General features: G+C 56.5%; 18 protein-coding genes. 10 read left to right on the plus strand and 8 right to left on the minus strand.

Translation table 11 applies throughout. The annotated features are described in order from the left end of the window. The first annotated feature begins 16 nt into the window (after window positions 1-16). Entirely contained in the window at window positions 17-1,558 is a 1,542-nt protein-coding gene (locus VHE34_RS05940) for a putative Ig domain-containing protein (protein WP_325585652.1), read from the plus strand. A gap of 12 nt (window positions 1,559-1,570) precedes the next feature. Here the strand turns inward: VHE34_RS05940 and VHE34_RS05945 are convergent, their stop codons facing one another. From VHE34_RS05945 to galA, 4 genes are all read right to left on the minus strand, one after another. Beyond that, a complete protein-coding gene (locus VHE34_RS05945) occupies window positions 1,571-1,768 on the minus strand; it encodes a hypothetical protein (protein WP_325585654.1) in 198 nt (65 codons plus the stop codon). A 126-nt stretch (window positions 1,769-1,894) separates the two neighbouring features. Beyond that, window positions 1,895-2,605, minus strand: a complete 711-nt coding sequence (locus tag VHE34_RS05950) for a LytTR family DNA-binding domain-containing protein (RefSeq protein WP_325585656.1) — start codon at window positions 2,603-2,605, stop codon at window positions 1,895-1,897. Next, window positions 2,580-3,551 carry a sensor histidine kinase gene (locus VHE34_RS05955; RefSeq protein WP_325585658.1) on the minus strand — a complete coding sequence of 324 codons (972 nt, stop codon included), beginning with the start codon at window positions 3,549-3,551 and terminating at the stop codon, window positions 2,580-2,582. The genes VHE34_RS05950 and VHE34_RS05955 overlap by 26 nt, the downstream gene beginning before the upstream one ends. Then, window positions 3,551-5,872 carry a beta-galactosidase GalA gene (gene galA, locus VHE34_RS05960; protein ID WP_325585660.1) on the minus strand — a complete coding sequence of 774 codons (2,322 nt, stop codon included), beginning with the start codon at window positions 5,870-5,872 and terminating at the stop codon, window positions 3,551-3,553. Before galA ends, VHE34_RS05955 begins: the two co-directional genes overlap by 1 nt. 87 nt (window positions 5,873-5,959) lie before the next feature. Between galA and VHE34_RS05965 the strand changes: the two genes are divergently transcribed. Then, window positions 5,960-6,757, plus strand: a complete 798-nt coding sequence (locus tag VHE34_RS05965; RefSeq protein WP_325585662.1) for a hypothetical protein — start codon at window positions 5,960-5,962, stop codon at window positions 6,755-6,757. A 115-nt stretch (window positions 6,758-6,872) separates the two neighbouring features. Next, window positions 6,873-8,669: a c-type cytochrome gene (locus VHE34_RS05970; RefSeq protein WP_325585663.1), complete on the plus strand. Its 1,797-nt coding sequence runs from the start codon at window positions 6,873-6,875 to the stop codon at window positions 8,667-8,669. A 97-nt stretch (window positions 8,670-8,766) separates the two neighbouring features. Here VHE34_RS05970 and VHE34_RS05975 read toward each other — a convergent pair whose 3' ends face one another. Together VHE34_RS05975 and VHE34_RS05980 are read right to left on the minus strand one after the other, a co-directional pair. Further along, window positions 8,767-9,654: an inositol oxygenase family protein gene (locus tag VHE34_RS05975; RefSeq protein WP_325585665.1), complete on the minus strand. Its 888-nt coding sequence runs from the start codon at window positions 9,652-9,654 to the stop codon at window positions 8,767-8,769. 18 nt (window positions 9,655-9,672) lie between these two features. After that, the gene (locus VHE34_RS05980) at window positions 9,673-11,121 is read right to left on the minus strand and encodes a hypothetical protein (RefSeq protein WP_325585667.1); all 1,449 of its coding nucleotides are present in this window, start codon (window positions 11,119-11,121) and stop codon (window positions 9,673-9,675) included. Between the two features lie 210 nt (window positions 11,122-11,331). Between VHE34_RS05980 and VHE34_RS05985 the strand changes: the two genes are divergently transcribed. The 4 genes from VHE34_RS05985 (at window position 11,332) to VHE34_RS06000 (ending at window position 16,722) form a co-directional block, all read left to right on the plus strand. Next, entirely contained in the window at window positions 11,332-12,342 is a 1,011-nt protein-coding gene (locus tag VHE34_RS05985) for a hypothetical protein (protein ID WP_325585669.1), read from the plus strand. A gap of 189 nt (window positions 12,343-12,531) precedes the next feature. Continuing rightward, on the plus strand, window positions 12,532-13,629 hold the full coding sequence (locus tag VHE34_RS05990; RefSeq protein WP_325585672.1) for a sensor histidine kinase: 1,098 nt from the start codon (window positions 12,532-12,534) through the stop codon (window positions 13,627-13,629). Beyond that, the gene (locus VHE34_RS05995; protein WP_325585675.1) at window positions 13,623-14,324 is read left to right on the plus strand and encodes a LytTR family DNA-binding domain-containing protein; all 702 of its coding nucleotides are present in this window, start codon (window positions 13,623-13,625) and stop codon (window positions 14,322-14,324) included. The genes VHE34_RS05990 and VHE34_RS05995 overlap by 7 nt, the downstream gene beginning before the upstream one ends. Window positions 14,325-14,445: 121 nt before the next feature. Beyond that, window positions 14,446-16,722: an outer membrane beta-barrel family protein gene (locus tag VHE34_RS06000; RefSeq protein WP_325585678.1), complete on the plus strand. Its 2,277-nt coding sequence runs from the start codon at window positions 14,446-14,448 to the stop codon at window positions 16,720-16,722. 34 nt (window positions 16,723-16,756) lie between these two features. On the opposite strand, the gene VHE34_RS06005 is transcribed toward VHE34_RS06000, so the two are convergent. Continuing rightward, window positions 16,757-18,268, minus strand: a complete 1,512-nt coding sequence (locus VHE34_RS06005) for a glycoside hydrolase family 32 protein (RefSeq protein ID WP_325585680.1) — start codon at window positions 18,266-18,268, stop codon at window positions 16,757-16,759. A gap of 71 nt (window positions 18,269-18,339) precedes the next feature. Between VHE34_RS06005 and VHE34_RS06010 the strand changes: the two genes are divergently transcribed. Genes VHE34_RS06010 through VHE34_RS06020 form a run of 3 tightly spaced genes read left to right on the plus strand, consistent with a single transcriptional unit; the run spans window position 18,340 to window position 20,226 of the window. Continuing rightward, a complete protein-coding gene (locus VHE34_RS06010) occupies window positions 18,340-19,275 on the plus strand; it encodes an MBL fold metallo-hydrolase (RefSeq protein WP_325585682.1) in 936 nt (311 codons plus the stop codon). 4 nt (window positions 19,276-19,279) lie between these two features. Further along, window positions 19,280-19,834 (plus strand): GNAT family N-acetyltransferase, encoded by a 555-nt coding sequence (locus tag VHE34_RS06015; RefSeq protein WP_325585684.1) that lies wholly within the window; start codon window positions 19,280-19,282, stop codon window positions 19,832-19,834. 26 nt (window positions 19,835-19,860) lie between these two features. Beyond that, window positions 19,861-20,226 (plus strand): DUF488 domain-containing protein, encoded by a 366-nt coding sequence (locus VHE34_RS06020; protein ID WP_325585686.1) that lies wholly within the window; start codon window positions 19,861-19,863, stop codon window positions 20,224-20,226. Between the two features lie 12 nt (window positions 20,227-20,238). On the opposite strand, the gene VHE34_RS06025 is transcribed toward VHE34_RS06020, so the two are convergent. Next, entirely contained in the window at window positions 20,239-22,056 is a 1,818-nt protein-coding gene (locus VHE34_RS06025) for a PAS domain S-box protein (protein WP_325585688.1), read from the minus strand. Between the last annotated feature and the right edge of the window lie 7 nt (window positions 22,057-22,063).

Here is a 22,063-nt window from a genome sequence, read left to right on the forward strand (position 1 = left end):
ACAAATTCCCGATCATATGCTCAACCGCATCCTCGTATTGCTGCTCGTCATCACAACCTCCGCGAACGCGCAAATGCCCGCCCGCGGCGACACCACGACGCCCTATATCCTCACCCCCGCTCCCGGACCCAACCCCCGCATCAACGGGGCAAAAGTCTTCGGCGTCCGGCCTAATCACCCCATCCTATTCACTATCCCCACTACCGGCGCCCGCCCCATCAAATTCTCCGCTGACCACCTCCCCAAAGGCGTCCACCTGGACGCTTCCACCGGCCGTCTCAGCGGCGCAGTCGCCAACCCCGGGAAATACACCATCACCCTCTCCGCCCAAAACAAGGCCGGCAAATACAAAAGAACCCTCGATCTCATCGTCGGCGAAACCATCGCCCTCACCCCACCCATGGGCTGGAACAGCTGGAACATCTACGCCACAAAGATCACCCAGGACCTCGTCGCCGCCAACGCAAAAGCCATGGTGACAAGCGGACTCATCGACCATGGCTGGAACTATATGAACATCGACGACTGCTGGCAGGGCGCCCGCGGCGGCATATATCATGCCATCCTCCCCGACTCCAGCATCTTCCCCGATATGAGCGCTCTCTGCAAACAGGTCCATGACCTCGGTCTGAAGATCGGCATCTATTCGACTCCCTGGGTCGAATCCTACGGCCACCACATCGGCGGCTCCGCCACAAACCCCGAAGGACGCTTCGAACGCACAAAGGAGAACATCCCCCGAAACAAGAAGCAGCTCCCCTATGCTATAGGCCCCTACTCCTTCCTCGACAACGACGTAAAGCAATACACCGCCTGGGGCATCGACTATCTGAAATACGATTGGAACCCGATCGAACTCCCCGAGGTCAAAGCCATGTACGAGGCGCTCCGCAACAGCAGCCGCGATGTCGTCCTCAGCCTCTCCAACAGCGCTCCCTTCGCCGGCGTCGCCCACTGGGCCCAATGGTCCAACTGCTGGCGCACCGGCGGGGACATCCGCGACAACTGGAAAAGCCTCAAAAGCCGGCTCTTCACCCAGGACAAATGGGCGCCCTACGCCGGACCTGGACATTGGAACGACCCCGATATGATGATCGTCGGCTGGGTTGGCTGGGGCAAAGGTCCCCGCCCCACTCTCTTATGGCCCGACGAGCAATACACCCATGTCAGCGCCTGGTGCCTGATGTCCGTACCCCTGCTCCTCGGCAACGACCTCACAAAGCTCGACTCGTTCACCACCAGCCTGCTCACCAACGACGAGGTCCTCGCCCTCAACCAGGACGCCCTCGGAAAACAGGCCACCGTCATCTCCCTCCAGGGCGATGCCGGCGTGATGGCCAAAGATCTCGAAGACGGCAGCAAAGCAGTTGGTCTCTTCTATCCCGGCGACAGCTCACCCACTCAACGGGTCACCGTCCGCTGGTCCGACCTGGGCATCACCGGCCCCCACACCGTCCGCGACCTATGGCGCCAGAAAGACCTCGGGGTCTTCGACGGGGAATTCACCGCCGACGTCCGCCGCCACGGCGTGGTGCTGATAAAAATAACCCCCCGTTAGGGGGGCTATCGCTTACTTCATCGCAACAACGGCAGTCACCGGTTTGGCCTTAGCCGCAACGGCAGGCGGGGCCTTAACAACCACCGCCTTCGCATCCCTGTGATGCAACGCCACCATCATCTCGTGCAACGGGCAGAACCGCGCATGATGCATGGCGACTCCCGCACCAAACACGGACACGACGCCAACAATAGCAAACTTGGAGCTCATGTTCGTCAGATTTAAAATGAAGAAATAAGGAACCTGTCTGCACGAAAATACCCGCCCGCACACCCGCAGGCAACCACAACCTCCCGAATGGATCAAAATAGAAGGGGAAATGACCATCCACCGTCCTCAGCTGCCGGCCAGCCACTCTAGAAAGGCCGGAACCTTCAATCGTCCCACCGTGATCTTATCCTCAAACGGCAACACCAAATTCACCAGTAATTTACGTCCAAAGTATTGAGAAACATCTTTAACTCCCTTCCGGTTCACCAAATACTGCCGGTTAACCCGAAAGAACCCCGCCCCCGCCAACCCCTCCAATTCTTCCAGCGACTTATTCACCACATACGCCTTTCCATCAAAACCCACGATCCGCACCACCTCCCTCTCCAAATAGAACAGCGCAATATCCCCGATCTTCACCGGCAGGATCTTCTCTTTATAATAAACCAGTATAGCCCCCGCAGCCGCAACCCTCGGCGCCGCCTTCAACGCCTTATATTTCTCTATCGCCCCCCTCACCGTCTTCTCCGTGAAGGGCTTCAGAAGATAATCGATCCCCGCCGCCCCGAACGCCTCCAACGCAAATTCATCATGGGCCGTACAAAAGATCACCGGCACCGTCCTCATCAGCTTCTCAAACACGGCAAAACTCTTCCCGTCGCCCAGCTGGATGTCGCTAAAAATGACATCCGGCAGGGCATTACCCCGAAACCAGGCATTCGCCTCGCCCACGGAACCCAGCGTCGCCACTATCTCCGCCGCCGGCTCTGCCGCCAGCACACACGACGCCAGATCCTTCGCCGTCAACGGCTCATCCTCGATGATCACGATTCTCATGCAAAACAGGTATTTCAACCGAAAAATCGATCTCCGTCTTCTCCACCACCACCTCGCCTCCCCCCAACGCCCGGTATCGCTCTCGCAAATTCGTCAACCCAAGTCCTCCTGCCTCCACTCCATCCCGCGACTGCAAATTGTTCACCACCCCGATCCGCCCCCCACGTCCCTCGACCCGTATCCACAACGGCCGCTCCTTCGTCAGCACATTGTGCTTGATCGCATTCTCGATCAGCCCCTGCAAAGCAAGCACCGGCAGGAAACCCTTCTCCTCCACCGCGATCAGGAATCGCAACGCCTCCCCAAATCTTATCCGCTGCATATCCAGGTAATCCCTGCACATCCCCAATTCCTCTTCCACCGTCACCAGCGTCGATGAATAGGCAGCCATCGAGCTCCGTAAGAAATTGGACAGCTTCACCACGTATTCCTCCGCGTCGGCCGGCGAGAACCGGATCAACGACTTCAGGGTACTCAGCGAATTGAATAAAAAATGCGGCTGCACCTGCTGCCTCAGCAACAAATTCGCGGCCTCGACATTCCGCATCCTCAGCTCCGCATTCTGCTCGCGGATCACCACCAGGTCCTGCACGATCAGCAATACCGTATCCACCGAAAAGAAAAGGATCAGGTGGAAATAAAAGCCATTCCGCGCCCCTCCAAACCCGCCCGTCCTCGGAAAAGCCAACCCATGCACCATCCCCACCGCCAACACCAGGGACACAAAATAGCTGAACAGATACCGCAACACATGCCGGTTCTTCAAAAAATAGAACAACGTAATATTGATCGCCCACATGCCAAGCGCCATCAGGATCGTAAAGAGCAACGCCCAGGGATAAAAGACAAACGACGCTCCCGTCAGCATAAAGACCGGTGTCGTCGTCAGCACACTGACGGCCAGCGAGCAATACACCGCCACGGCTATCTGTTTCCGTATCTTCATTACAACGATATCTTTTCCTGCACGCCCAAAAGCCCCTCGCCATTGACAGAGAACACCACAGGCCCCTTGCCTTCTACTATCACCTGGCACTTTCCGCCAAATAGATGTCTTTGCGGATCCTGGTCCGACTCATGACTGCTCGGATCACCATTGCCCACCCCAATGATCTTCGCTCCGCCGCTCACCGAAAAATGCAACAGGTTCGACGCATCCGGCACCTCCCTCCCCTGCTTATCCACAACGCTGCAGTTGTACACCACGACCCCACCGCCGCTGGAAGCCTTCACCGCGATCCGGTACGGCTCACCCGTCGTCTCCACAAAGGCCGCGATCTTCCTCCCCTTCTTATATCCCACCGCCTCCAGCTTGCCCGGCGCATAATTCACCATCCACTCCAGGTGCCCGTTCCTGGGCATGTCCTTCCGCCCCAAAGAATGCCCATTCAAAAACAACTCCACATTATCCGCATTGCTGTTGACCCACACCGCCACCGGCTTGCCCGCCTCCTTGCCGCCACCCGGGTTCCAGTTGGGCGCAATATGCAGCACGTCCTTATCCGTCCACCAGCTCTGGTAATAATAATATACGGTCTTCGGGAACCCGCACATATCCATGATGCCGAAATGCGAATTGATATCCGGCCACTGAAAAGGTGTCGGTTCGCCACGGTAGTCAAAACCCGTCCACGCAAACCCACCCATGAACCATTCCCGGTCCGCCGCAATCTTCCACCAGTATTCGGCCGTGCTCGCCCAAGGCGGCGCCACGCTGTCGTAATCCGGCACATAGGCGTTGACGGTATCTTTTACATAGATGCCCCGCGTCGACACCGTGCTGGCCACTTCGGTGCCCATGATCGGCTGATCGGGATGATCCCGCCGGTACCCGTCCAGCCCGCCAAGATTATAGTTGAATCCCCGCACCGGGATCACCTCGTTCACCCCGTGCCAAACATTGCCGACATTGGCCGCATACGTGCAGGTCCGCGTCGCATCGAGCAGCTTCTGCCGTTCGACCTGGTGCTGCGCAACCAGCTTCCCCGTCGTCGAGGTCTGGATCATCCATTCCTCGTTGCCGATGCTCCACATAAACACCGAAGGATGGTTCCGGTCCCGCAGGATCTGCCGCTCGAAGTCCGCCCCATATTCCTCGCCACTGTTCAGCAGTCTCGTCTCATCCAGCACCAGCATCCCCAGGCTGTCACAGGCATCCAGCAGCTCCGGCGTCGGCGCATTATGACTGCTCCGGTAAGCATTCACCCCCATCTCCTTTAATAACCCGATCCGGTAGTATTGCAGGTAGTCCGGCAACGCGCTTCCCACCCCCGCATGATCCTGGTGACAACAAACCCCATGGATCTTCACCGGCACGCCATTCAAAAAAAGTCCCTTGTCCTTATCGATCGTCACTGTCCGTATCCCAAACCGCACATTCACACTATCCACCACCCGGCCCCCGGTTCGCAAAAGCACCACCGCCCGGTACAGATAAGGATTGTCCAGCGACCACAGCACCGGCTTGTCGACCCTCAGCACCAATCCCACTCCCCCCACACTCCCCTCCCCTCGTGCCACAATGGCCCCGGCCCGGTCCACGATCGCCGCCGACACCATCCCAGTCCCCGCAACCCCAACCCCACTCTCCACTTTCGTCTCGATCGTCACCTGCCCATCCCGCGTATGAACGAACACACCCCCATTCAACGCAAAGTGCGTAGGCTCCACAACGTCTAACCACGAATGCCGGTAAATCCCCGCGCCCTCATAGAACCACCCCTCATACTGGCTCGCATCCACCCGCACCACCACCACATTCTTCTTCCCATAATGCAAAAAATCGGTGATATCATACGAAGACCCGCTATATCCGCTAAAATGCCCGCCCATATAACAGTTGTTCACCCAAACCTTGCTGTCCCGGAATACACCGTCGAACTGCAGCACAAACCGCTTCCCCGAGTCGGCCCGGTCGATCACAAAGCTCTTCCGGTACCAGCCGATACTGTTCTCGGGGAACAACGCCCCCACCGCGCGATACCCATGCGCATCCACGTCCCCATTCTTCACATGGGCAAACGGCAACCCCACCGCCCAGTCATGCGGCAGCCGCACATCCGCCCAATCCCGGTCATCAAACTCCATCTTGATACACGTATTGGCCGCATCCCCGGTCTTCGCAAGGATATTCCCGATGCCGTAATTGAAGTCCCGGTGCGCATCCGCCGCATGCCCCAAATGGAACTTCCATCCCTCGTCAAAATTGATCCGTTGTCCAAGAACGCCCAGCGGCAGCAAGGCCGCAATAAAGAAAAACCGTTTCATCTGAAATTGTTTTTTGAGTCTCCTATCAAATTGTTCGAGTCCAATTTACCTTAAAATTTTTTATATTTAATACTCTAATCATGGTCCATGAAACAACCCCTCATCCTCGCGCTGACCGTCCTTGTCCTCCAGGCACCAGGACAAACCCTTTTTTACTCCCAGCCCGAAACAAAAGACTTTGACCGTTTTCGCTTCCACACCATCACCCGGAAGGACAACCGGTTAGTAATATACAAAGCGGTGTCTTTCAACTCCGCGCTCAGTACAGGCCCCTTGCTTCTTCACTCCGCCCCCGGTGGCGCGATCGTTGAAAGTGACATCTCTGTCTATGACAGCCTAATGGGCCAAATCTCCGAGACCCGCCTCCCCCTCCCAAAAGAGATCTCCGGCGTCGACTTCATCGTGTACGACGATTTTTTCTATCTGATTTATCAATACCTGCGTGACCATTTAGTCTGTTGCATGGCGGTTAAGGTGGATTTCACCGGCCAATTCCTGGCCCCGCCTGTCTGCCTCGATTCTACCCGCAATCCGACGTCGCCCGCTTCGACTCCACCGGCATCGTCCAATGGTTTAACAGGATCACGATTCCCCAGCAGGACATCCATCACAATCGCGTCGGTTACACCAGCATCGTCACCGGCGACCGCCTCTATTTCCATCTATAACGAAACTATCCGGAACAAGCAATTCCTCAGCGGCCAGTGTATCGACGCTGGGGGCATGCTCAACCCGGACTCTCGCTTCCGGGAAGACCAGCCGCTCGACGGCCAAAACGATCTCTACACTTACTATCCCCGGCTCGCCGAACAGGTCGGCGCCGATGAGCTCATCATCCCCTGCCGGAAAGGCCGCCAGGTCTGCCTGGCCAAACTCCGCCTGTAACGCCGTAACCCCTACAACAGCACTACAACCGGGAATACTCCACCATCCGAGGGGAGAAAAGGAGAATTTCCCTATCTTCATTTGCAAAATATTTGCAACATCACAAACTGTTCGCTTGAAAAGATTGATTGCCCCCGCCCATCTCCTTCCCCTCGTCCTGGCAGCCGCCCTATCCCAATGCAACACCCCGGGAAAAGAGTCCGGTCGGCAAAAACCGCTTCCCGATGGCGACAAGAATAACGCCGGCCTCATCCTGCCCGGCGGCTTCGAGGCCGTCGCCGTCGCCGACAGCCTCGGCCGGGCACGCCACCTCGCCGTCAATGACAACGGAGACATCTACGTCAAGCTCACCTATAACGAGACCATGCACGGAAAAGGCGGCACCGTCGCCCTCCGCGACGAATCCGGCGACGGCAAAGCCGATATCATCGCCTACTTTGGCGCCAACAAGGACGAAGGCGGCCTCCCCGCCGGAATGTCCATCTATGACGGCTACCTGTATACGTCCACGGTAAAATATGTCATCCGTAATAGGCTTATCCCCGGGCAGCTTCTGCCGGATACCAAAACAGACACCATCTTCATCGACACCGACAGCGGCCTCTTCCGCCACTGGCATAGCCAGAAGCCCCTCGCCTTCGACAATGCCGGCCATATGTACATCCCCTTCGGCGCGCCCGATGACGGCGGCCAGGACATGAAGACGGTCGGCCCCGCGGGCATGCCCGGCGGCAAAGGCCTCGATCCCTCCCCAGACCTCGAATGGCACGCAGGCATCTGGCAGTTCGATGCATCGAAACCCCGTCAGACGCAAAAGGACGGCGTCAAATATGCCACCGGCCTCCGCAGCGTCCTCGGCATCGCCTGGAACCCGGATGACAACTCCCTCTATTCCGTTGTGAACGGCATGGATAACTTCCACACCCGATACCCCAACACCTTCTCGGACTGGCAGGCCGCCGTACTCCCCGGCGAGGCCTTCGTAAAGGTTACAAAAGGATCCGATTACGGCTGGCCCTACGCGTATTACGACCAGATGCAGGACAAGAACATCCTTTCGCCGGCCTATGGCGGCGATGGAAAGATTACCGGCCGCGCCGAAAAATTCGATAAACCGATCATGGCCTTCCCCGGTCACTGGGCCCCCATGGACCTGCTATTCTACCAGGGCAACCAATTCCCCGCCCGATATAAGAAAGGCGCCTTTGTCGCCTTCCATGGCTCCACCGATCGCTCCCCCTATCCGCAGGCCGGCTATGTCGTCTGCTTCATCCCATTCGACAACGGCAAATTCTCCGGCAAATACGAGCTCTTCGCAGACGGCTTCACCGTTGTCGACACAGTCTACAACACCAGCGACGCAGTGTATCGCCCAATGGGTCTGGCGGAAGGCCCCGATGGTTCGCTCTATATCTGCGAATCCAACAAAGGAAAGATCTGGCGCGTCATGTATAAAGGCGATCCCAATAAGTTCCGCGATGCCGACCTCGCACGGATGGATACCCTCGCAGCCACCCGCACCTATGTCAAGACCCCCGATTCGACAAAAGATAATTCGGGCAGAGGCGGCGATATGGCCGGCCATATCCTCTATGGCTCCTACTGCGTCAGCTGCCACCAGCGCAACGGCATGGGGGATAACAATCGGTATCCACCTCTCGTCGGCTCCGACTGGGTCGCAGGCCCGCATGACCGTCTCATCAAAGTCCTGCTCAACGGCCTGCAGGGCGAAATAAAAGTGAGTGGAAAGACCTTCAACGGCGTAATGCCCGCACACGGCCCCTTCCTCGACGATCATGCGATCGCCTCTATCCTCACCTTCGTAAAAAAGAGCTTTAATAAGGACAATAACCCCGTGCTGACGGAAGAAGTGAAAAAGGCGCGCGTCTCATTGGCCACGGGTCACCCATAACCTGCCCGTCGCATGAAACCGCCAATAGCCGCCCCACCGCGCGGCCCTAAAGCCCCACACCCCGGCCATACCCGATCCCGCGGCCCCCGGCCAGGACCTAAAACCTGATCTTCGCCGGCAGATACTTCGCCACCAGATCCTCGTAATAAGGCCGCAGCTCAGTCCAATTCGGCGGCGTCGGGTTCTTGGAATAAAGATCGTAAGGATTGAAGAGATTCACCCACTTGAACATCTCCCGGTCATGATCGTCCATCAGGTGATCATACGCATGTTCCCGGTGCTGCGAATAAAAGGAGTGATAACGCAGCATGTATAACGCGGGCTCAGGCAGATAGTCCTTCAGCATGTGATAGACATATTCGTCATGCCCCCACGACAGATGGACATTGCGCAACCCGCAATTGGGGCTGTAGACCCCGTATTTCGTTTGATATTGCTCGTTATCCTTGTCCGGATTCAGCTGGAAGTACTCCGGGTAAACGATCTTGTCCGACCAGGCACAGCCTACCGGGAACGTATCCCCGACAACAGCCCATTGCGCCTCGCCGAAAAGACAGAGAACCTTGCCCATATCATGGAATAACCCCGCCAGCACCATCCAATCAGGATGGCCATCCCGGCGGATCGCCTCTGAAGTCTGTAATAAATGCTGCTTCTGATCGAGGTCCGTATCGGGATCGCTGTCGTCAACCAATTGATTCAAAAAATCGAATGCGTCCCAAACCGACATCTCTTTCCTGTCAAACCCCAGGAACTCCGCCTTCTTCTGCTGCACGAAGTCATAGGTCTGGTAGGCATGATTCAACCGGTAGAACTCCCGCACCGTATCACGGCCCGGCGTCTCATAATTTCGATACTCTTCCGTCGTCTTTCCCGTACCCTTGGCGACAATCGACTCCGGATCGGGATAACGTTCCAACAAATCGTCCTCCCACATATCGAGTGAGGATAGCGGATTCTTTTCGGCTGAATTAAGCGGCTCCATTATTAGCAGATTTTAGCATCAATTTACGACAAAAATTCTGCATTTCGAAGCTCCCGCGACCGCAAATATAAAAAGGAGGATCATCGGCAACGCCTCGTACCGGAATACACTGGGCGAAGCAAAGACGCCGAAGAATGCATTCGCCAGCAAAAATGCGCAGGCCAGCCGGAAAGACCCGGTAAATACCGGTTCGCGCTCCCGCAGCGCCCGGAACGGAAGTAACAACAGCGCCACGACGACGAACACCCCGTTCAACAAAAGATATAGCCAGGGCGCCGCCGCCAGCAGCGTTCTCTGCATCGTTATCGAATAGACCTTCAATTGGACGCTCCGGTAATGGAACCAGTCCTTCGCCAGCACGTCCACATCCGGCTTCCCTTCATTATACAACGCGACATTGTCCAGGTCCGGCATAAAGAAGGTCTTCGTGCTGGGCCAGACATAATAGCAGAGATAGGCCCGGGGATGCTTGCGTGCAACCCAATAACCATATTGCGCGAATACGACCCCGACCCGGTTCCAGGCCGTAAAATACGCCAGCCCATTCCGTTGCCTATAGGCAAGCAAATACCGATGCAGCGGACTCGATCGCTGCCACATGTATGCCGTCGTCACCGTTGGCGCCTTCCGGGTCTCCGCAGCCCCGGCCTTCCACGCCGTGGTATCATCCAATGCCGGTCCTTTCTGCCCGCTGAAATAATCCCGTACATAACCCGCCAGTTCCCGGCTCTCCGGCGAAGGCAGACCTGCGGTATCCACAGGAAGCCGCGTATAAAGGTTCAGGGCATTATTCGCCATTTGCCAGCCGCTGAAGGCCGAGAACAGATCGGCCCCCGTCTCCCGCTTCGTGATCGCTTTGATCCAGATCATCCCGGCGATCACCACCCCGACACTCGCCGCTACCCCCACAATACTCATTACCCAGCCCCGCCTCGCAAGCAACACCGCCAGCGCCGCCACGGCCGGGTAGAACAACGCCGTATATCGCAGGTTGAAGATCACAAACAACAGCACCAGCTGCAGCCCCAGCCGCCACCATCCCGGGTCTCTCAGCCATCCCATCAGTACCGTCAGCCACAGGAGTGTTAGCCCGATAAACAAGGCGTCGCTGGAAATATAGTTGCACATATACGGAACCAGCGGGTTCAACACGAGAAATGCCATCAGGATCGCGACCGCCCGGTCCCGGAGCCCACACCATCGCCGCAGCCACAACACCATCCAAAGACTGGCCCCCTGCACCACCAAATATTGTAAGCTCACCACAAACGTATCGGACGCGGCAATCGCATGTGCCAGCCGCAGGAACACGGAATACCCGATCGGCCGGTAGCTGATCGCATCCTGCTGCGCCGCCGCCTGGATATAGCTGTAGGAATCGGTGAAATAGTCGGCGAAGGGATACAGGCATTTGAAACAGATCCACTCCACCGCCATAATGGGAAGGACAACCTTTAATATTTTCATTGATATCAGGTTGCGCCAAAAATAACACAAACGGCCCACTCAAAACTCCGGAAATTACACATCCCACTTCATCCTCTTTTAACTCTTCTTTGGCAATTAGGATATATAACTTTCCATAAGATTTTCGTTCTTACAATCGCAAGCCGCCCGCAATAAATGATTTCTTTCTACCCGACCAAATAGCCCACTTTCATTCGTAAAACCTACTTTATGTCTATCCCCGTCGGTCGGAGAAGCAATCTCCTGCTCATAACCCTATTAATAGCCATTTCCATTTTATTGGAACAATTCTTCATCGCACCCATTTTTCCCTGGTTGGGAAATTTCGGCAGCATCCGGCCGATGATCGTATTCCTCGATATCCCCCTCGAACTGCCGGCGATCGACCTGGTCCCTGCCAGCATCCTCTTCGCGCTGTTCTACCAGATCGCCCCCTCGGCCGGCCTCAGCCGCGAACACCCCTCGATCTCCAGCGGCGCAAGGGTCTGGAAAGCCCTCACCGGCTGGTGGACCCTGCTCGCCCTCCTTCTCGCCGGCGGCGGTTGCTTCCATCTCGCCCAGGACTATCTGCCCAGATCCGTCAGCAACGGTATCGACTCCTTCGGGATTCGCGCCGATCTCACCCTCCCCTATCCATCCGGAGGCCTGATCCACCTCCATGGATCGGTGGTAATGCTGCTCACCACAGCGCTCGGCATTTTCATCCTCAACCGGCGCACCATAACCCCCATCGAACAACCCCAACCCGCCGCATCAGAACCGCAGCCGCTATCTTCCTCCATAGTCTCCAACACCGGCACACTCCTTATGCCGACGAAGGAGGCATGTCCGAAGGACAGACATAAGCGCTTTGCCGGAAATACCCTAAATTCTGAAGAGGGCATTTCAGGCACATTCTCTCCCACAATAAATGAAGTCCTCGCCGCCCAAAGACAACCACAGCCGCAACAAGCGCAACCCCAACACGGCCGCTACCAACCGCAACCGCAGGTCGCGGAAGTCGCCGTCGCTACGGCAGTCGCAACAGCGCCCGAAAAAAAGTATAAGCCGGTAACCATCCTTCCCCGCGATACCACCATCATCACCCCCGAACCCCCACCCACCTGTCGCCTCACCACCCCACCCCCCATTGCCGTCGTCATGCCCAAACCCGCCCCCGGCATCGGAAAAATGCACCCCTGCTACGTCATCGGCAGCCTCAGGCCGGTAAAAGTTCCGTAGGGTAGGTTCATGAGAAAACTCTTGCTTATCCTAACTGCTGCGACCCTGGCCGCCCACACCACCCCACCCGCGCCTTCTAGCCGCGGCGGCATGCTATTCATCGGGTAAACCCTGCCAATCAGCGAAGAACCAGCCACCCCAAAACCAAAAAACCTATCTTTATCCCAACCGGCCAAAACCGGCTCCGGCTTGGCAGACACAACCCTCCATACCATCCCCGCGGAAGTCTCGGCGCAACTCGCCTCCGACGTCCGCAACACCCGCCTGCTCAAGATCCGCTGGCTCTACCACTTCCTGTATTGGTTCCTCTACTACAGCCTCACCATCGCCCTCTATAGCGGTCTTCATGAACCCATCAGGAAAGGCACCTTCGCAACCACCGCGATCATGGTCGCCATCCAGGCCGGCTTCTTCTGTATCAACACCTACCTCCTCATCCCCCGGCTGCTCTTTACCCGCAAATATGGCTGGTATGCCCTGTCCCTTGCCCTCCTGCTGATCATCTGCCCCTTCGTCATCCAAAGCTTCCAGTTCCTCTACGGCTTCTGGGCAGACCCTGTCCGGATGAAGACAATAAGATGGTTCTCCATGGGCAACTGGATCGTCGAGGTCATCATCTGCATCTACGCCATCGGCCTCGCCACCGGGGTAAAATTCGCAAAAGACACCCTCATCAATCAACACCTCCAGGAACAACGGGAAAAACATTACCTCGAAACCGAACTGAAATTCCTCCGCGCCCAGATCCAACCGCATTTCTTCTTTAACACCCTCAATAATATCTATTCCCTCACCCTCAAAAAATCCGATCAGGCGCCCGAGATCGTACTCAAGCTCTCCGATCTAATGAGCTACATGCTCTACGAATCCACCGCGCCACTCGTCCCACTGACAAAAGAGATCGATTACCTCCGCAACTATCTCGACGTCGAGCAGCTCCGCTTCGGCAGCCGCCTCACCATATCTTTCACCATGGAAGGCGATATCTCCTCAGTCCAGATCCCCCCGATGATCCTCATCCTCTTCCTCGAGAACAGCTTCAAACACGGCGTAAAGAACAATATCAGCGATATCCTCCTGACCATCCACCTCAAAGTCGAAGCCGGCTACCTCTTCTTCCACGTCGAAAACCCCGCCCCCGAAGAAGATAAGGTCGCCGACACAAAGGGCATCGGCCTGAAAAATGTCCGCCGCCGCCTCGACCTCCTCTACGGCGACCGCCATACCCTCGATATCCGCGAAGAGAACCATCTCTTCATCGTTACCCTCAAAATGCCCCTATGTTAAAAGATCTCCATTATATGATCGTGGATGACGAGCCCCTCGCGATCGACGTCATCGAGAACTATCTCCAGCGCCTCGAAACCGCACATATCACCCGCTGCGGAAATGCCGTCGAAGCCTTCCAGCTCCTGCAAAAGAAAGTCATTGACTGTATCTTCCTCGACATCGAAATGCCTCTCCTCTCGGGACTCGACCTGCTCAAGTCCCTCAAAGAACCCCCGGCCATCATCATCACCACCGCCTACCGCGACTACGCCGTCGAAGGTTTCGAGCTGGAGGTCACCGATTATCTCGTAAAACCCATCTCCTTCCCCCGGTTCATGAAAGCCCTCGAGAAGATCGCGAAAACAAGCCGTCCGCAAAAGGAAGAAGAACCACCCGTCTCCGGCAAAGACCATCTCTTCCTCAAAGTCGACAAAAAATTCATCAAAGTCCTCATCACCGACATCCTCTTCATAGAAAGTCTCAAAGACTATGTCCGCGTCCACACCCGCGATGGCGCGTATATCACCTACCAATCGCTCACCGAGATCACCGACAAGCTCCCCACCGGCAACTTCGCCCGTGTCCATCGCAGTTACACCATCGCCCTCGACAAAATAAACGGCATCGACGGCAACTGCGTCGACATCGCCGGCAAACTGATCCCCGTCTCCCGCGAAAACCGCCCCGACGTCTTCCGGAAACTCCGCAAATGATCGTCCCAAAAAGTCACTCATCGTGTAAACACGACCCTTCAGCGAAATCCCCGTCGCTCGGCGAATAACCACGATCTCCGCAAAAACGCAGGATTAGCTTTACCGTAACAAAGCTAATCTCATGCAACAATTGATCATCACCATTACCATCCTGCTGCTCGCTCTCAACTGCATCCTGCAGCCCATCACCGTCCACGGCCAGAACGCCAACGCCACCGATCGCGGCAGCCACCTCTCTTCAGAAAAAAAAGCCGATAGCCTCAAGGCCATCACCGTCAACGGCCGTAAACCGCCGGTGGAAGTAAAGGCCGATCGCACCATCGTCAACGTCGAAGGCACCATCAACTCCGTCGGCCAGGACGCCCTCGAACTCCTGCGCAAATCCCCCGGCGTCATGGTCGACAAGGATAATAATATCAGCCTCAGTGGGAAGAACGGCGTAAAGCTTTACGTCGACGGCCGCCAGGTCCCCCTCAACGGGTCCGATCTCGCCGACTATCTGAAGACCCTCCAATCCTCCCAGATCGAGTCCATCGAGCTCATCTCCAATCCCTCCGCCAAATACGATGCTTCCGGCAATGCCGGCATCATCAATATCCGCCTCAAAAGGAACAGGTCATTCGGCAATAACGGCTCCATCACCGGCGGCTATCACGTTGGCGCCCACTCCAATTACAATGGCGGGCTCTCCCTCAACCACCGCGACGCCCGCTTCAACTGGTTTGGTAATTATGATTACAACAACACGGTCAACACGACCAACATCAATCTCTATCGCATCCAGCTCGACACGTTGTTCGATCAGCATTCCGCCATCACCCCCCACCTCACCAGCCACACCTTCAAGACCGGTCTTGACTATTATTGGGATAAATACAACACCCTCGGTATCATGGTCGATGGCTCGATCTCCAATTTCAGCAACCCGACCAACAGCAACACCCGTATCAACTACCTGCCCGACGGCACAACCGGCCAGCTACAGCTGAACCGCATCCTGCAGGCCGACAACAACGCCCGGGGGCATCGCAACAACGGCAATCTCGACCTCAACTATCACCACACCGACTCCACCGGCCGCGACCTCAGCATGGACGCCGACTATGGCATCTATCGCATCCGCAGCGATCAATACCAGCCGAATATCTACCTCGACCCCACCCAAACAACCCTGCTCTACAGCGATATCTTCGATATCGTCGCACCCACCAATATCGATATCTATACGTTCAAGACCGACTACGAACAACCCTTCAGGAAAGGGCGCCTGGGCCTCGGCGTCAAGACATCCTACGTCACAAGCGGCAACGACTTCCGCCAATACGACGTCGTGTCCAACGCGAAACGCCCCGACACGCTCAACAGCAGCAATTTCAACTATAAGGAGAACGTCAATGCCGTATACGCCGACTATAGCCGGCCCTTCAAAGGCTGGGCCCTGCAGGCCGGACTCCGGGTCGAGAACACCAATGCAAAAGGAACAAGCAACGGCTATCACGAAGGCCCCGACCGGTATCAGCCCTTCGACTCGACCTTCGATCGCCATTATACCGGCTTCTTCCCCAGCGGATCCGTCACCTACAATATGACCAAAACGCAAATGTTCACCCTCACCTACAGCCGCCGCATCGATCGCCCGGCCTACCAGGATCTCAATCCCTTCGAGTTCAAGCTGGACGAATACACCTATATGAAAGGTAATACCGGTCTCCGCCCCCAATATACCAACAGCTTCGGCCTCACTCACGTATACAAGGGCAAACTGGTCACCACCCTCAACTATAGCCACGTAAACGATGTCTTCACCCAGCTGGTGGATACAACGGGCCGCTCAAAGGCCTTCCTGACAAAGAAGAATCTCGCGACCCAGGACATCACCAGCCTGAACATCAGCTATCCCTGGTCCATCGGCCGCTATAGCCTCTTCGCCAACGTCAACACATATTATTCGAAGTACAATGCCAACTTCGGCGCGGGCCGCACCGTCGACCTCGACGTATTTGCCGTGAACGTCTTCGCCCAACAAAGCTTCCGCCTGGGCAAGGATTACTCCGCCGATCTGTCCGGTTTCTATTCCTCCCCCTCCATCTGGCAGGGCACGTTCAAGACCCATGCCATCGGTAATCTCGACGCCGGTGTCCAAAAAGCCATCTGGAACAAAAAAGGGTTGATAAAACTCTCCGTAAGCGATGTGTTCAGAACCCTGCACTTCACCGCCACCAGCGACTTCGCCGGTCAGTACCTCCGGGCCACCGGCCATAACGAAAGCCGCCAGCTAAAACTGTATTTCACCTATAAATTCGGGAACTCCCAGGTCAAGGCGGCCCGCACCCGCAAGTCCGCCGCCGAAGAAGAAAGCAAACGCTCCAACAGCCAGGGCGGGATCATATCGAACTAAAAGAACAGAGCCTGCAGGTCTCCCCTGCGGGCTCTCACCAAATGGACAACATCACCCCGTAATTCAATTCCTTGATCATCCACCGGTCCGTCGTATTCACCTTCACCCGCGTCAGCGGCTGCTGTGAAAAATACACCGCCGTCATCACCGTCAATCCCCCGTCCGCAAATACCTCCAGCGAACTGCGGTCCATCACGAACTGCACCTTCAGCTCCTTGTCCTTACTGATCCTTGGCGCCGTATAGATCCCGCCAAAACCCGGATGAAAATCCGTCTTCCCCGCCGCAGTTCGGTCGATATAATATTCCTGCTTCACATTATTATACCCGAACACCATCCGCTCCCCGGCCTTATTATAGAAGACAAAGGCTACACTCTGATCCGCTGCCCCCCGCACCTCCAGCAGGTACCGCCCTGCATCGTCCTTCAGCAGCGAAGAAACATCGTTGCTGCTGTCCACCGCGATCCGGCGAAGCGTGATCTTGCGCTTGGCCAGGCTCAACACCTCGGGCGCCGGCAGCGAAGCCAGGTAAGGCTTCCCATTCGCATCCAGCAGGAACACATTCCGCGGCACAGTCATCGCATTCCGCCAGGTCGACGTCGGCACCTGCGTCGCATAGTCCCAGTTGCTCATCCAGCCAAGGAAGATGCGCCGCCGGCCGGCATTGTTCCAAAGCACCCCCGCATAGTCGTCCGGCCCATAATCTATCCACCGCGTCGACCGGTCAAGCGGCTTGAAGACATGCCCATCCCAGTCACCGATAAAATATTGCGTCCCCGATCCGCCGTTCGGCCCTCCGGGATTGTTGCTCACCAACAGGATCCAATAGGTCCGCTCCTTGTCCCCCTCCTTGCGCGTAAAGGAGAAAAGATCGGGACACTCCCACACCCCGCCATGCGCGCCGATGCCTTCCCCAAATTCGCTCTCCTTGGTCCAGCTCTTCAGGTCCGGCGAGGAATAGAAGCTGATCCGGTCCTTCGTCGCCAGCGTCATGATCCATTTCTTCACCTTGGCATGCCAGCTGACATTTGGGTCCCGGAAGTCCGTGATCCCCGGGTTCTTCAGCACGGGATTGCCTTCGTATTTCGTCCAGGTCGCTCCCTTGTCGAGACTATAGGCGAGGCTCTGGTTTTGAAAGGTGTTGGTATGCTGTTTTTCGCCGACGGGATCGTGGTGCGTAAAAATGGCCACCAGCGGCGTCTTCCCCGGCTGGCCAAAACCGCTGGTATTGGCCGAATCCACCACGGCGCTACCCGAAAAGATATAGCCCAGGCTGTCGGGATAGAGCGCGATCGGCTGCTGCTGCCAGTGAACCAGGTCCTTGCTCGTCGCATGCCCCCAATGCATCGGCCCCCAGACGATATCGTTGGGATAATATTGGAAGAAAAGATGATAGACCCCGTCGAACCGGACCATCCCATTGGGATCGTTCATCCATTTCTCCTTCGGCGAGAAGTGAAAGGCCGGCCGATAAAGCTCATGATAATCCTGGGACCTACCCAAAAACGGGATCAGGACAATCCCTAAATATAGAATTCTCTTCATATATAAATATAAATCTTCCTATCACAAAAACGTCCGCTTAACCAAAATATTACAACTAAATTTGCCTATCCATGACGCTCCATATCGCATCGCTAAACTCGGGCAGCAACGGCAACTGCTATTACATCGGTAACGACCGGGAGGCCGTCCTCATCGACGCAGGCCTGTCCTGCCGGGAGACCGAAAAGCGCATGCGCCGCCTGGGGCTGCCCCTCGATCGCGTAAAAGCCATCTTTATCTCCCATGAGCACGACGATCATATCCGCGGCCTCGAGGTCCTGTCCCGCCGCTACCGGCTGCCCGTCTACATCACGGACCCTACCCTCGAACAATGCCGCTTTCCCCCCGATCCGGAAATGGTGAAAAGCTTCCAGGCCGGCGAAGCGGTCTCCATCGGCGGACTCAGCATCCTGGCCTTCTCCAAAGCCCACGATGCTTCCGATCCCTACAGCTTTGTCGTCTCCTCCCCCACGGTTCGCGTCGGGGTCTTTACCGATATCGGTGTCGTCTGTGACAACCTGGTCGCCCATTTTGCTCAATGCCATGCCGCCTTCCTCGAGACCAACTACGACGAGGAGATGCTCGAAAAAGGCCGCTATCCCTGGCCGCTGAAACATCGCATCCGCGGAGGGCACGGCCATTTGTCCAACCGTCAGGCTCTTGAGCTCTTTACCGCCTACCGTCCGCCCTTTATGAGCCATCTTCTGCTGGCACATCTCTCGCAGGACAACAACAGCCCCGAGCTCGCACAAGCCCTCTTCGAAGCGCAGGCCGGCGGCGCCACGATCATCGTCGCCTCCCGCCACAACGAATCCGAAGTATACGCCATCGACGGCTCCTACCGCGGCGCCCCCGGCCCCGACTGGAACCCCGCAGGCAAACGCCGCCCCGTCCCCGAACCACCGGCCGCCCTCGAACCCGGGATCGCTCCATCCGCCGCGAGCCGCCGCAAAGCCCTCAACCCCGCAAAACCAAAACCCACCGCCATCCAGACATCATTATTCTAGCAACATGCTAACAGCCCAACTCGTCAGTACCGAAAAACAGATCGAACAGATTGCCGCCCTGTCCAACGCCAACCTCTCCGCAAACATCTCCGCCGAAACAAAAGCAAAGGAAGGCTTCGTAAGCTGGAAATATACACCCGAGATCCTCGAAACCCTCCACGCCGTCGCCCCCTCTGTCATCGTCATGGACGACAGCGCCCTCGCCGGCTACGCCATCACCCTGACACCCGATTCCCTCGACACCTACCCGGCCGCCATCCCAACCTACGAGCACGCCTCCACGCTGATCCACAACGGCCGGCCCCTCGGCCGGCAACGCTTTTATCTCATGGGCCAGATCTGCGTCGACGAGCGGTATCGCGGCCAGGGTCTGGTCGGCATTCTATACGAAGGCCATCAAAGATTCTATCGCCATCAATACGACCTCCTCCTCACCGAGATCTCCATCGCCAACCCTCGCTCCCTGAAAGCTCACCAAAAGGTCGGATTCCAGGTCATCGACACCCACCACGACCCACAGGGGATATGGGATGTCGTCCTCTGGGACTGGACCAAATAAAATGGGACCAAATAAAAGGTACGACTATGAATCCCACCATCCACATCAAACGCATCTACGCCGGCGCCGCCAAATCCGACGGCATCCGCATCCTCATCGACCGCCTCTGGCCACGCGGAATAAAAAAGGAGGCCGCCCGCCTCGCCGAATGGGCCAAAGACATCGCCCCCTCTACGGAACTCCGCGAATGGTATGGCCACGACCCCGACCGCTGGCCCGAATTCAAAAAAAGATACAAGGCGGAACTGAAGAACAATGAAGCCGCAAACACCTTCATCGAAAAACACCAACAGGAAAAGACTCTCACCCTCCTGTATGCGACAAAGGACGAAGAGCACGCCCATGCGATCGTCCTGAAGGAATGGCTGGACCACGAATTCACGCAACGCTGATACCTCGGCCGGCTATAAAAGGAATTCGATGGTCAGCCGGCACCCGTGTCCGGGACTGCTGTCGATCGTCACAGACCCGTTGTATATCTCTGCCCGGTGTTCGATGTTGGTGAACCCAACGCCGCTTCTTCGCTTGTGCATGTCGAACCCCTTACCGTCGTCATTGATCGAAAGCCGCACCACATCCCCGTCCTGTCTCAGCTTTACTTCGACCCGCCTGGCCCCGGAATGCTTGATGACATTATTCAGCAGCTCTTGCACAATACGATAGATATTTATCTTCAGACCTTCGGGAACACGATCCTCCTGGATACCCATCACAAGGTCTATCCGCAGATTGTTCTGTGCCATATGGGCGATGATCCCCTCGATGGACTCCTTCAAATTCAGATCCTTGAGCGGCGGCGGCACCAGGAACCACGATAATTGCCGGATCTCGGCAATAGCCTGGTTGGTTATCTCGATGCTCTTGTCGATCAATTCCCGGTTGCAAGGGGACCCTTCCCGGGCATGCTTGAGGTAAAGATTCGAAGCCGCAAGCAGCTGGTTGATATTGTCATGTAGCTCCCTCCCGATCTCCGCCCGATTCCGCTCCTGCGCCTCCAGTGTCGCCCTGTTGATCTGTTGCTGATGCAATACCCTCTCCTGCAGCAGTTGCTCTTCCAGCTTCAGTTTTTCTGTGAGGTTGTTCACCGTGATCAGCAAGGCCGGCTTGCCCTTGTAGTTGATCTCCGTAAAATGCGGTTCCACATAGATCAGCTCCCCATTCTTCTTTTTATGCGCCCGGATCCCGGTATCCTTGAGGTAACTCCCAAGCCGCAGCTGCGCGTCGATCCTCTCCCGCTCCTCCGGCAGCCGCATATCGAACGCCGTAAGACCCAGAAACTGTTTCCGTGAATAGCCGTATAGCCGGATGGCCGCTCGATTCACTTCGAGGAAGGCCATGCTCTCTTTCGCCACAATACCCTGGGGAAAGGGAGACCGGTTGAAAAGGCTCTTATACAACGTCTCCGATTCCCTCAATATCTCATCCGTTCTCTTTTTTTCGGTTATGTCCTGTACGATACCGATCGTTCCATCACCCGGGCCATCCAACCGGGAATCCCCGGTGGCCCGCTCACTGACCCATTTTTCCCTCCGCCCGGTAACGATCCGGTGTTCGATCTTGCACCGGCCGCTCCGCGCTACCTCCTCCCAGCATTGCTTGACCCGTTGACGGTCATCGGGATGTACTCTTGCAAGCAGCCGGTCATAGCTCATCGGCGCCCCGGTGGGTATCTCGAAGATCCGGTAGGCCTCATCGGAAAATTCCAGCCGCTGGGATGCCCTGTGCAGAACCCAGCTGCCCGTCTTTGCTACCCGCTGCGCCTCCTTCAGCTGCTCCTCCCGCTTGACCAACTCTTGCTTCATCTGGGAAAGCCTCATCTCATTCTCCTTTTGCCCGGTAATAAGATTACGTATGGAGAGAAATTGAACGATCTGATTGTTCTCGCCAAAAACCGGCGCTATCACCGTATCCACCCAATAATAGCTGCCGTCTCTCGCCCTGTTCCTGATCTCGCCGCGCCATGGCTTCCCCGAGAGTATCGTCGCCCACATGACCTTGAAAAATTCCTTCGGATGCCACCGGCTGTTGATCAGGGAATGCGTCTTGCCGATCAGCTCTTCGGCCGCATACTGGGAGATCTCGACAAACTTGTCATTGACGTAAAGGATCTTCCCCTCAACATCGGTTATCGATACAATAGCCGCTTCATTGACAGCAGACTGGTACGCTTCAAACGTCCTGCCCGCCGGCCCCAACCCGCTCTTAGAGGATATTTTCGCCATGAGCTCA

It is taken from the genome of Puia sp. (genome assembly GCF_035546395.1).
Classification (GTDB): domain Bacteria; phylum Bacteroidota; class Bacteroidia; order Chitinophagales; family Chitinophagaceae; genus Puia.